Origin of the sequence: Mesorhizobium sp. B283B1A (assembly GCF_020165735.1) — a bacterium.
Taxonomy (GTDB): domain Bacteria; phylum Pseudomonadota; class Alphaproteobacteria; order Rhizobiales; family Rhizobiaceae; genus Mesorhizobium; species Mesorhizobium opportunistum.
The window spans coordinates 1-11838 of the sequence record NZ_JAIUIQ010000009.1 but is presented as its reverse complement, the minus strand read 5'-3'; the positions used below and the strand labels follow the sequence as shown (position 1 = coordinate 11838).

Below are 11838 nucleotides of genomic sequence, written 5' to 3'. Positions count from 1 at the left end.
TCCGCGATCGGCTTTGTTCGTAGCGCTTCGGGATGCCGTCGAGGCGGCACCCCGAAGCGATTGCCGGCTCAGCCGCCGAACAGCTCGGAGAACTGCGCCTTGTCGGCGTCTGTCTTGGCGACGATCGCCTTGGTGTCGAACGACATCACCTTGACCTTGACGCCTTCCGGCATCCAGTCGGGACGGCCAATCGAGGCGCGCGCCGGCAGGTAGCCCATGGACAGCGCCAGCTTCTGGCCGTCATCGGAAAGAATGAAGTCGACGAACTTCTTGGCGCCTTCCACATTCTTGGCGGTCTTCATGATGGCGACCGGTTCGGTCACGGCGGGCACGCCCTCGCTGGGGAACACGAACTCGACCGGCGAGCCCTTCTTCTTGGCATTCATCGCCATGAAGTCGACCAGGATGCCGTAGGGCTTCTCGCCCGATGCCACCGACTTCAGCACCGCGCCATTGCCACGCACGCTGACGGTGTTGTTGGTCTTCAGCTTCTGGAAGAAATCCCAGCCATAATTGGCGTCGCCGACGAAGCCCGAGAGCAGGTAGGCGGCTGCTCCCGAATAGAGCGGACTCGGCATGACCAGGCCATCGGCATAGGCGGGCTTGGCGAGATCGGCCCAATGCTCCGGCTTTTCGGCGGCCGCGGTGTTGTAGACGATGCCGGTGGTGATCAGCTTGCTGCCGAAATAGGTCTTGTCGGCGTCATAGGCATCGGCCTCGATGCCGTCGAGCTTTGCCTCGGGATAAGGCATCAGCCGGCCGTCCTTCTTCAACAGCTCCATCGAGACCGCGTCGGCGATCAGAAGCACGTCGGGCTGCGGGCTGCCGGCGGCGAACTCGGCCGCCATCTTGGTCAGGATGTCGCTGGTTCCGGAGCGATAGATGGTCACGTCGATGCCGGGCTGCGCCTTCTTGAAGGCGTCCACGGTCTTGGCCGCGTCGGCCTCGGGCTGCGATGTGTAGAGCGTCAGTGTTTCGGCGTTTGCCACGCCGGCAAACAAAGTTGCCGCGAGCGCCAGTTGGCTGGCCAGCAGCTTGATGAAGTGCGTCTTCATGAGACCTCCTGTCTTGTCTGTGCATGACCGGTCCGGCCCAGGCCGGCTCCCCGTCTCTTCCTCCCTGCACGGCGCATATGACTGGTGGATGACATAGCGCGTGAAACGCACAAAATATGTTCATATGTACAATGTCAATTACAAATGAACAGAGATGTGCAACTATCGGCAGGCCGCAACCCGGCATCCGGTTGACATCCGGCCGGCGTTTCTCCGATGAGGGCAACGCGGCCCGGCCATGGCTGATGAGGGACGAGAAGACATGCCCACGCAAAAACCCGCACCGGCCCGTTTGCCGATGGTGTCGTCCGATCTCAACGTCAAGACGGCCTGGCTCTACTACGTCGAGGGCTTCACGCAGGAGCAGATCGCCGAAAAGCTCGATGTCTCCCGGGTGAAGGTCATGCGCACGCTGGCCGCCTGCACCGCCGAAGGCATCGTCGTCACCATGATCAACGCGCCGACCGCCGAGCAGGTGGCGCTCGAACGGGCACTTGAGAAGCGCTGGGGCCTCAACGCCGCGGTCGTCATTCCGACACCCTCGGCTCAGGACCGTCTGGAAAAGGCGATCGGCCACGCCGTCGCCGCCTTTCTCGGCGAGCAGATGCAGGACGGCATGACGCTCGCCATCGGCGGCGGCGCGACGCTGCATGCCAGCCTGGGCTTTCTCGCCCGCCGGCAGTTGAAGCGCGCCTCGGTGGTGGCGCTGGTCGGCAGCCTGCCGCATTCGCAATGGATCAACCCGTCGATCGTCGCCGCCAAGGTCGCCGATGTCTTCGAGGTCGACAGCTATCAGATCACCGCGCCGGTGACGGTCGACGATCCCTCGCTTCGCGATCTCCTGTGGGCGCAGCCAACCCTGCAGGATGTGCGCCGGCGTGCGGCCGCCGCCGACATCGCGTTGCTCACGGTCGGCGACATGTCGCCGGACGCCACCATCTTCCGGCACGGCATCGTGCCATCGTCGCTGATCGCGTCGCTGAAGGCGAAAGGCGCGGTCGCCAACATGCTGTGCTACTTCGTCGATGCCGCGGGCAGGCTGGTCGACCACGAGGTCAATGGGCGCGTCATGGCCATCGATCTCGAAATGGTCGGCCAGGTGCCGAATGTCGTGCTGGCCGCCGGCGGAAAACGCAAGGTGGCCGCGATCCTCGCCGCGCTGAAGGCCGTCAGCACCAATGTGCTGATCACCGACAGCGACACGGCGACCGCGCTGCTGGCCAAAAGCGGTTAGGAGAGCTTCGATTCCTGTTCGAGCTAGATAAGTCCGCGTTCGCGCAAGAAATCCTCGACGCCGACATGGGTCATGGATTCGAACTCGGCGATCGCCTCGGCCACCCGCTTGCGCTGGGCGGCCAGCAGCGTGAACACCTGCTTCATCTCGCCGGAAACGCCAAAACGGCTCCACCGCTCGGCGATATGCATGGGCAGGCCGATATCGGCACAGAATGCATCCAAGCTGTCGTAGCCGAGGCTTGCGACAAGCTGCTTCGTCTCTTCCGCCGACATGCGCGGTTCGAAGGCATGGTCGTGCAGGCGCTGCGCCACCAGCTTGATGTCGGATGGCGAGGCGCCCATGACCTTGCCAAACAGGGTTTTGACATCAGATGGGTCGAATGCGGGCATGCTGGCCTCCCTGGATCGCGGTCCACAGAAAAGATGGGGCAAGGGTCGGCGCCTGACAAGTCATTTCCGTCGTAAGCCGGCACACCAATCGGCACCGGCTTGCAACAGAGGGCCTAGACCAGCATGCCCATCGGGTTCTCGATCAGCCGCTTGAAGGCGACCAGCAGTTCGGCACCAAGCGCTCCGTCGACGGCACGATGGTCGGTCGACAGCGTCACCGACATCACGGTGGCGATTTTGATCTCGCCGTTCTTGACCACCGCCCGCTCCTCGCCGGCACCAACCGCCAGGATCGTCGCATGCGGCGGGTTGATGACGGCGGCAAAATCCTTGATGCCGAACATGCCGAGGTTGGAGACGGCGGTCGTGCCGCCCTGATACTCTTCCGGCTTCAGTTTGCGGCTGCGGGCGCGGCTCGCCAGATCCTTCATCTCGTTGGAGATGGTGGACAGCGTCTTTTCGTCCGCTTTGCGGATGATCGGCGTGATCAGGCCGCCGGGGATCGACACGGCAACGCCGACATCGGCATGCTTGTGCTTGACCATGGCGCTTTCGGTCCACGAGGCATTGGCATCCGGCACCGCCTTCAGCGCCAGCGCCATCGCCTTGATGACCATGTCGTTGACCGACAGCTTATAGGCGGGAGCCTCGCCCTTCTCGGTCTTCTTCATCGGCGCCGCCGCATTGATCTGCGTGCGCAATGCCAAGAGTGCATCGAGTTCACAATCGAGCGTCAAATAGAAATGCGGGATGGTGGTCTTGGCCTCGACCAGGCGCCGCGCGATGGTCTTGCGCATATTGTCGTGCGGGACGAGTTCGTAGGAGCCTTGCTCGAACAGCCGCAGCACGTCCCCATCCCCCTTGAGGGGAGGGTAGCCGGCCGCAGGCCGGTCGGGTGGGGTCGGCTCGACTGGGGTCGGCCCGACTGGACTCGGCGCGAAGGAGGTGCCTTCTGAGGCGACCCCCTCCGTCCGTTTCGCGGACACCTCCCCCTCGAGGGGGGAGGAAAGCGCGGCGTCTATGTCGGCTTTTACAACACGGCCATATGGGCCCGTGCCTGCGATATTGGAAAGTGCAATGCCTGCTTCCCGAGCCAAGCGCCGAGCCAAAGGCGTCGCGCGGGTTTTCCCCTCCCCCTCGAGGGGAGGGTGGCCGGCCGCAGGCCGGTCGGGTGGGGTCGGTTCGACCAGGCTCAACGCAGGAGCGGTGCCTCCTGAGACGATCCCCTCTGTCGGCTTCGCCGACATCTCCCCCTCGAGGGGGGAGATTGGCGCCTTGTCCCCATACGCCTCCCCATCAGCATAGATCCAGGCAACAGCCGCGCCCACCGCGATATCGACACCTTCCTTGCCGGTGACGTCGCGCAGCACGCCGCTGGCCGGTGCGTCGATCTCCATCGCGGCCTTGTCGGTCTCGATCTCGAACAGGACATCGCCCTTCTTGACGTGGGCACCTTCCTCGGCGAACCAGCGCGAAATCTGTCCGGTCGCCATGTCCATGTCGACCTTGGGAAGAATGACTTCGGTCGGCATCTCTCAGCGAACCCCTTTCGCGAGGTCGCGCGCGGCGCTGATGATGTCGGGAACCTGCGGCACTGTGGCCTTTTCCAGCTCCGGATTGTAGGGGATCGGCGTCTCGGCGCCGCCCAGCCGCACGATCGGCGCGTCGAGATAGTCGAACGCCTCGCTCTCGGCGATCATGGCGCTGACCTCGGCGCCGATGCCCAGCGTCTTGACCGCTTCGTAGACGCACATCAGCCGCGACGTCTTCTTGACGCTGTCGATGACGGTCTGCTTGTCCATCGGTCGGATGGTCCTGAGGTCGACGATCTCGACATCGATGCCTTCGGCTTCCAGCGCGGCCGCGGCGTCGAGCGCCTTCTGCACCATGATCGAGGTGGCGACGATGGTGAGGTCGCGGCCCTCGCGGCGAATATCCGCCTTGCCGATCGGCACCGTGTAATAACCTTCGGGCACCGGGCCCTTCATCTTGTAGAGCAGCTTGTGCTCGAAGATCATCACCGGATCGGGATCGGCGACCGCCGCCAAAAGCATGCCCTTGGCATCGTAGGGCGTCGCCGGCTGGATGACCTTGAGACCGGGCACATGACCGAGCCAGGCTTCGAGGCTCTGGCTGTGCTGCGCGGCGGCGCCGGTGCCGGAGCCGGCGGGAAAGCGCATCACCACGGGAACCGAAACCTCGCCGCCCAGCATGAAGCGCATCTTGGCCGCCTGGTTGACGATCTGCTCCATGGCGAGCGTCGCGAAATCGGAAAACTGGAATTCGAATATCGGCCGCATGCCGGTGAGGGCCGCGCCGACCGCGACGCCGGCGCCGCCCAGTTCCGAAATCGGCGTGTCCATCACGCGGTCCGCGCCATAGCGCTCGACCAAGTCGCCGGTCACCTGGAAGGCGCCGCCATAGACGCCGATATCCTCGCCCATCAGGAAGACGCGTTCGTCCATGTCCATGGCGATCGCCATGGCCTCCTGGATCGCCTGGGCGTAACTCAGTTCACGCACCATCGCGTCCATCACGCCTGCTCCGTATAGACATAATTTCCGGTCTCGCTGATGTCCGGCGACGGACTTGCCTTGGCGAATTCGATACCGTCGGCGATTTCCCGCGCCACCGCATCGCGGATGGCCTCGATGCCCTTGTCGTCGATGAAGCCGAATTCGCGCAGCTCGTTTTCGAACAGCGTGATCGGGTCGCGGTTCGACATCCAGTCCTCGATCTCCTCCTTGGTGCGATAGCGGTTGCGGTCGCTCTTGGAGTGGCCGCGATGACGGTACGTCTTGGATTCGATCAGCGTCGGCCCCTCGCCTGCACGGGCACGCTCGACGGCCCTGTAGGACGCCTCGGCAACCTCGGAGAAGATGTTGCCGTTGACGACGACGCCCGGCATCGAATAGGCGGCGGCGCGCTCCGCGATGTTCTTCACCGCAGTGGAGCGGGCCGTCGACGTCGACATGCCGTAACCGTTGTTCTCGCAGACGAAAATGACAGGCAGCTTCCAGATCGCGGCCATGTTGAGCGCCTCGTGGAAGGCGCCTTCATTGTTGGCGCCGTCGCCGAAGAAGGAGACCACGACCTTGCCGGTCTTCATCCTCTTGGAGGAGAGCGCTGCCCCCACCGCGATCGGAATGCCGCCGCCGACGATGCCGTTGGCGCCGAGATTGCCCTTGCCGACATCGGCAATGTGCATCGAGCCGCCGCGGCCCTTGCAGTAGCCCGTGGTCTTGCCGAAGAACTCGGCGAACATACGCTTGACCTCGGCGCCCTTGGCGATGCAGTGGCCGTGGCCGCGATGGGTCGAGGTGATCTGGTCATCCTCGCCAAGCGGCATGCAGATGCCCATGGCGCTGGCCTCCTGGCCGATCGACAAATGCATCGTGCCGTGGATGAGGCCGCGCGTGTAGCACTCCTCCGCGCCCTCTTCGAAGCGGCGGATGAGGTACATCTTGTAGAGCACCTGCTTGAGCTGCTCGGCGCTGTACTGGCGATAGACGAAGGGCAGGTTGGCGCGGCTGTCCGCCACGGCTTTGCTCAATCCAGCCATGGTCAGGCTCCAACGGTTCCATAGACGAGCTTGTCCTGGCGGGCGCGCAGTTCGGCGATCTTGGAGCCCGGAGCCGGGGTCGCATTGGCATAGGTGATGAGTTCGCCCTTCTTGATCGGCGCCGTCACCGAGCCACCCTGCAGCAGGCCGCAGGGAATGGCCTTGGCGGCATGCGCTTCCGGCGCCGTCATGATCCAGGCGCGGTAGCAATATTCGCCGATCGCATCGAGTTTTTCGCCCGGCTGCATGTCCTTCTTGGCCACGGCGGCGACTTCCGCCACGGGCTTGGCCAGCGGCACCATATCGGCCTTGCCGTAGAGCACGACGCGGGCGCAGGTCAGCGGCACTTCGAGCGAGGTGAGGTGATAGGGGCGATGGAAGGTGAAGTACGGGCCTTTGCCCATCTTCAAATCTTCCATGCGCTCCGAAATGCGCGGATGCGACATGTCGGCGACGACGAAGACGCCGGGTGCGACGCCCTTGCCGATCGAATAGTCGACGACGCCGATCTTGGACAGCACGCCGCCATCCTTCTGCGGCACCAGCACTTTCGACAATTCGCCGAGGGTCGCGGCCGGGCCATGCATGCCGGCCTTGTCGGGCACCAGCCCGGTGGCATTGGCGATCGCCGCCATCTCGACCATGGTCTTGGAGCCGTCGACGAATTCGACCAGCATACGCACATTCATGTGCCGGCGCATGGCCTCTTCTTCATAGGCGGGCGGCGTGGCGTCGATATTGAGCGGGTTGTTCTTGCCCTTGCCGGCGGCGACGATCGGATGACCCATGGCCGAGACGAATTCGACCAGTTCCATGCAGGAGGACGGCTCGTCCCCGGCGCCAAGCGAATATGTGACGCCGAGCCTGTCGGCCTCGCTCTTCAGATAGGCGCCGATGGTGACGTCGGCCTCGACATTCATCATCACCAGGTGCTTGCCGTGCTCCATGGCGCGCAGCCCAATCTCGGCGCCGACGGCGGGAACGCCGGTGGCGTCGATGACGACGTCGATGAGATCATTGTCGATGACCAGGCTGGCGTCGTTGGTGACCGCCACCTTGCCGGCCTCCATGGCGGCCGTCATCGCCGACGCGTTCGACACCTCGCGCGCGTGACCGGTTTCCTGGAAAGCAATGTCCACCGCCTTGCTGGCGGCGGGCAGGTTCAGTTCGGAAATCGCGCCGATCTCGATGCCGGACATATGCGCGACGCGGGTGACGATATCGGTTCCCATCTCGCCGGAGCCGATCAGGCCGATGCGAATGGGCTTGCCCGACTTGCCGCGTTCCTCGAGATCGCGGGCAAGGCCCGTCAATGAAACATTGGAAGCCATACCGCTCATTCCTCCCGTAGTGCAGGCCATGTTCAAGTGCTTGACGGGTATTGAACATCTGTATTCCTGTCAAGACTAATGTCCAAATCCGGTGCTTTTTGACGCGCCTTCGCGGAGGCCACGTCGACCCCAGGCAATGGCGGCCGCACGCCGAACCCATATCGACAGGCGGGCGCGGCGGCGGGGCTTCCCGACGCCGGGAACAAGCAGGCCGGTCCATGGCCCTAACGACCGCTATGAAAGCGGACTGTCTCCAGTGTGGAGAGCCCTACGGAGCTCGATCAGATGCCGCCGGCAAGGGGCAAATCGTGGAAATGCACGACCACCCCATCGGCGTCGATGAAGACCACGGCATAGGCGGGCGGTTCGTGACCCAGGCTCCAGCTTTCCGAAAAATCGAGCGCCGTCTGGTGGTTGGTGCTGCGCAGCGTGCTGACCGGGATGCCGCGCCAGCTGCCGGCGATCAGCCGGTGAACGTGGCCGGCGAAGATGTGGCGGACATTGCCGTGGCGCGACAGGACGTCATGGAAGATATCGGCGCCGGCGAGCCTGGCCTCGTCGAGCACCGGAATGTGTATCCGGAACGGCGGGTGGTGCATGAACAGGAGGACCGACCGGTCTCGCGCCTCTTGCAGCCGTTGGTCCAGCCAGTCGAGACGCGCTTGACATAGCCTGCCCTCGACATGTCCGCTGTCCAGCGTGTCGAGCAGGATCAGGCGGCCTTGGCTGCCATCGAAAACGCTATGGACGAAGCCCCCTTCGGCGGCCGCCTGCGGAAACATCTCGAAAAACAGCGCCCGGTCGTCATGATTGCCGAGCATCAGCCGGCAAGGCGGAACTAATGCCGCCAGTCTTTCCTTCAACGCCGCATAGGCGGCGCGCTCGCCGTCATTGGTGAGATCGCCCGAAATCACAACGAGTTCCGCGTCGGCGTGGTTCTTGCCGATGTCGGCAAGGCAAGCGTCCAGCCGCGCCAGCGGATCGCTGCCGTACAGGCGACCGCCAGGTGCTATCAGATGCGGATCGGAGAGCTGGATGATTTTCATGGTCCTGCCCGAAGGCTTGCCTGCCGACGCCGTGGGCATCAGCCGGCAAACGGAATGCGCTGGCTACCCTCTACTGCGCCGTCCAACCGCCGTCCATCGGCAAGGTCGTGCCGGTGATCTGCTTGGCCGCGTCCGAGCACAGGAACAGCGTCAGCGCCGCAAGCTCCTCGACGGTGACGAATTCCTTCGTCGGCTGTGCGGCGAGCAGCACGTCGTGCTTGACCTGCTCCTCGGTCATGCCGCGCGCCTTCATCGTGTCGGGGATCTGCTTTTCGACCAGCGGCGTCCAGACATAGCCCGGCGCGATCGCGTTGACGGTGATGCCGTCCTGCGCGGTTTCCAGCGCCACCGTCTTGGTCAGGCCTGCAATGCCGTGCTTGGCCGAGACATAAGCCGACTTGAACGGCGAGGCGACCAGCGCATGCGCCGACGCCGTGTTGATGATGCGGCCCCATTTGCGCGCCTTCATGCCGGGCACCACCGCCTTGATGGCGTAGAAGGCGGCCAGAAGATTGATGCGGATGATCGCCTCCCACTTGTCGTCGGGGAATTCCTCGATCGGTGCGACGTGCTGGATGCCGGCATTGTTGACCAGGATGTCGAGGCTGCCGAACGCGGCCTCGGCGTCGTGCACCATGGCGCTCACCGCCGCCCCGTCCATCATGTTGGCGTCGGAGTAACGGCACTTGACGCCGAAATCCTTCTCGATGCCGGCGCGTTCCTGCTCGATCGAGGCGGCATCGCCAAGGCCGTTGATGGTGACGTTGGCGCCTTCGGCGGCGAAGGCGCGGGCGATGGCCAGGCCGATACCGCTGGTCGAGCCGGTGACGAGGGCATTCTTCGAAGACAGGGAACCCATGGTGATCTCGCGCGAAGTGGGAGGGAACATGACGATATAATTGTGCGTCGCAACATGACAATGGCAGAGCCATGTGTCGATGCGATTACAGCCAGACGACGCCAGCGGCATGGCCCCTCGCCCCGTTCGAAACCATGGTCGTGAGCCTGACACGGCCCTGTCATGGTGCCGTGCAACATAATCGCTTGCGCATTCGCGCGGTCATTCCTGACGAAAATATTGCCCGAAAAGAACTTCGTCTGACAAACCTTGGGGGTGCAGCTTGGAAATCGCCAATGTCGTGAGGCGCGCCTATGCGATGCCGCTGACCAACCCGTCCTTCCCGCCCGGCCCCTACCGTTTCTTCGACCGCGAATACATCATCATCACCTACCGCACGACACGCGAAGCGCTCGAGGCGGTCGTGCCGGCGCCGCTGGAGATCGACGAGCCGTTGGTCAAGTACGAATTCATCCGCATGCCCGACTCGACCGGCTTCGGCGACTATACCGAGACCGGCCAGGTTATCCCCGTGCGCTACAAGGGCCAGCATGGCGGCTACGTCCATTCGATGTATCTCGACGACGACGCGCCGATCGCCGGCGGCCGCGAGCTGTGGGGTTTCCCGAAGAAGCTGGCCAACCCCAAGATCGTCCATGAGGGCGAGGTGATCGTCGGCACGCTGCACTATGGCAGCGTTCTGTGCGCCACCGGCACCATGGGCTACAAGCACCGCGAGGCCGACCACGATTCCGTGCTCGCAGCGCTCGCCGCGCCCAATTTCCTGATCAAGATCATTCCGCATGTCGACGGAAGCCCGCGTATCTGCGAGCTGGTGCGCTACTATCTCACCGATATCACGCTGAAGGAGGCCTGGACGGCGCCGGCGGCGCTCGACCTGCGGCCCCACGTCATGGCCGACGTGGCGAAGCTGCCGGTGCTCGACATCGTATCCGCCGTTCACTTCAAAGCCGATCTGACGCTGGGGCTGGGCGAGGTGGTTCACGACTATCTCGGCGGTCACGGCCTGTCCGCCGCCAACCAGCTGGAGAAAGCCCGTGCTTGAACGCAACCGCAAGAAGGAGGCCACCGCCACCATCGAGGAAATCTCGGCGCAGTACGACCGTATCGCGCTGGTGTTTCAGGGTGGCGGCGCGCTCGGCGCCTACCAGGCCGGGGTCTACCAGGCGCTGGCCGACGCCGGTTGCGAGCCGACATGGCTGTCCGGCGTGTCGATCGGCGCCATCAATGCGGCGATCATCGCCGGCAATGAGTCAAGCCGCCGCCTCCAGCGTCTGGAGCAGTTCTGGCAAACGATCTCGGGCCGCAAGATCTGGTCCTATACGCCCGAAGGCGACATCTATCGCGATATCCGCAACCGCACCTCCTCGTGGATGACGATGACCATGGGACAGCCCGGCTTCTTCAAGCCGCGCAGCCCCAATCCCTGGTTCGAGCAGCAGGGCGCCGAGGGCGCCACCAGCTTCTACGACACCGCCGAGTTGAAGGACACGCTGGAGAGCCTGATCGACTTCGACGTGCTGAACGACGGCAAGAAGCGGCTGAGCGTCGGCGCGGTCAATGTCCGCACCGGCAACTTCGTCTATTTCGACACCGACAAGGTCCGCATCGGACCGGAGCACATCATGGCCAGCGGCGCGCTGCCGCCTGCTTTCCCAGCGATCCGCATCGAGGGCGAGTATTACTGGGACGGCGGCATCGTCTCCAACACGCCGCTGCAATATCTGCTCGACCAGGAAGAGGACCGTTCTTCGCTCGTCTTCCAGGTCGACCTGTTCAGCGCCCGCGGTGTCCTGCCGCGCAGCATGCCCGACGTGCTGTCGCGTCACAAGGACATCATGTATTCCAGCCGCACGCGCCAGAACACCGACAATTTCAAGCGGATCCACGGCCTGAAGATGCGCCTGCTCGACGCACTGAAGCGGGTGCCCAAGGAGCAGCTGACGCCGGATGAGGAAGTGCTGATCGCGGACTATTCCGACGCCGGCATCGTCAACATCGTGCACCTGATCTACCAGCACAAGGGCTATGAAGGTCACGCCAAGGACTATGAGTTCTCCGGCACCTCGATGCGCGAGCATTGGGAGACAGGCCTTGAGGACACCCAGCGCACCTTGCGCCATCGCAAATGGCTGACCCTGCCGACCAATGTCGATGGCGTTGCCATCCACGACCTGCACCGCGAGGACCCGACTTAGAGTCGGGCAGGGGCGGTACCCGCAACAATCCGCCGTCGAGTTCCTTCACACCCCCCTCTGTCCTGCCGGACATCTCCCCCGCATGGGGCCCGTTGCGTTATTGATCTCCGGGCGTGAGAGGAGAAGGCAAGGGCAATACGGAGGGGTTTTCGGCTCGGGTT

Annotated in this window: 11 protein-coding genes; 3 read left to right on the top strand and 8 right to left on the bottom strand. The window is 63.9% G+C overall.

The window, feature by feature from the left end:
• Positions 1 to 68: 68 nt before the first annotated feature.
• Entirely contained in the window at positions 69 to 1055 is a 987-nt protein-coding gene (locus tag LB577_RS09475) for an ABC transporter substrate-binding protein (RefSeq protein ID WP_224686509.1), read from the bottom strand.
• Positions 1056 to 1317: 262 nt separating this feature from the next.
• Here LB577_RS09475 and LB577_RS09470 point away from each other — a divergent pair, with 262 nt between their 5' ends.
• A complete protein-coding gene (locus tag LB577_RS09470; RefSeq protein WP_224686508.1) occupies positions 1318 to 2289 on the top strand; it encodes a sugar-binding transcriptional regulator in 972 nt (323 codons plus the stop codon).
• 23 nt (positions 2290 to 2312) lie between these two features.
• Here the strand turns inward: LB577_RS09470 and LB577_RS09465 are convergent, their stop codons facing one another.
• From LB577_RS09465 to LB577_RS09435, 7 genes are all read right to left on the bottom strand, one after another.
• A complete protein-coding gene (locus LB577_RS09465) occupies positions 2313 to 2681 on the bottom strand; it encodes a hypothetical protein (protein WP_013892722.1) in 369 nt (122 codons plus the stop codon).
• 113 nt (positions 2682 to 2794) lie between these two features.
• Positions 2795 to 4213 carry a pyruvate dehydrogenase complex dihydrolipoamide acetyltransferase gene (locus tag LB577_RS09460; protein WP_224686507.1) on the bottom strand — a complete coding sequence of 473 codons (1419 nt, stop codon included), beginning with the start codon at positions 4211 to 4213 and terminating at the stop codon, positions 2795 to 2797.
• 3 nt (positions 4214 to 4216) lie between these two features.
• Positions 4217 to 5215 (bottom strand): alpha-ketoacid dehydrogenase subunit beta, encoded by a 999-nt coding sequence (locus tag LB577_RS09455; protein WP_224686506.1) that lies wholly within the window; start codon positions 5213 to 5215, stop codon positions 4217 to 4219.
• Positions 5215 to 6243 (bottom strand): thiamine pyrophosphate-dependent dehydrogenase E1 component subunit alpha, encoded by a 1029-nt coding sequence (locus LB577_RS09450; protein ID WP_224686505.1) that lies wholly within the window; start codon positions 6241 to 6243, stop codon positions 5215 to 5217. Before LB577_RS09450 ends, LB577_RS09455 begins: the two co-directional genes overlap by 1 nt.
• Before the next feature lie 2 nt (positions 6244 to 6245).
• On the bottom strand, positions 6246 to 7574 hold the full coding sequence (locus LB577_RS09445; RefSeq protein WP_224686504.1) for an NAD(P)H-dependent oxidoreductase: 1329 nt from the start codon (positions 7572 to 7574) through the stop codon (positions 6246 to 6248).
• 281 nt (positions 7575 to 7855) lie between these two features.
• Positions 7856 to 8620: a phosphodiesterase gene (locus tag LB577_RS09440; RefSeq protein ID WP_224686503.1), complete on the bottom strand. Its 765-nt coding sequence runs from the start codon at positions 8618 to 8620 to the stop codon at positions 7856 to 7858.
• Positions 8621 to 8690: 70 nt separating this feature from the next.
• Positions 8691 to 9479, bottom strand: coding sequence for a 3-hydroxybutyrate dehydrogenase (locus LB577_RS09435; RefSeq protein ID WP_224686502.1), 789 nt, complete (start codon positions 9477 to 9479; stop codon positions 8691 to 8693).
• A gap of 262 nt (positions 9480 to 9741) precedes the next feature.
• On the opposite strand from LB577_RS09435, the gene LB577_RS09430 reads away from it, so the two are divergent.
• Together LB577_RS09430 and LB577_RS09425 are read left to right on the top strand one after the other, a co-directional pair.
• Positions 9742 to 10524, top strand: coding sequence for an acetoacetate decarboxylase (locus LB577_RS09430; RefSeq protein WP_224686501.1), 783 nt, complete (start codon positions 9742 to 9744; stop codon positions 10522 to 10524).
• Entirely contained in the window at positions 10517 to 11677 is a 1161-nt protein-coding gene (locus LB577_RS09425) for a patatin-like phospholipase family protein (RefSeq protein WP_013892714.1), read from the top strand. The genes LB577_RS09430 and LB577_RS09425 overlap by 8 nt, the downstream gene beginning before the upstream one ends.
• The last annotated feature ends 161 nt before the right edge of the window (positions 11678 to 11838 follow it).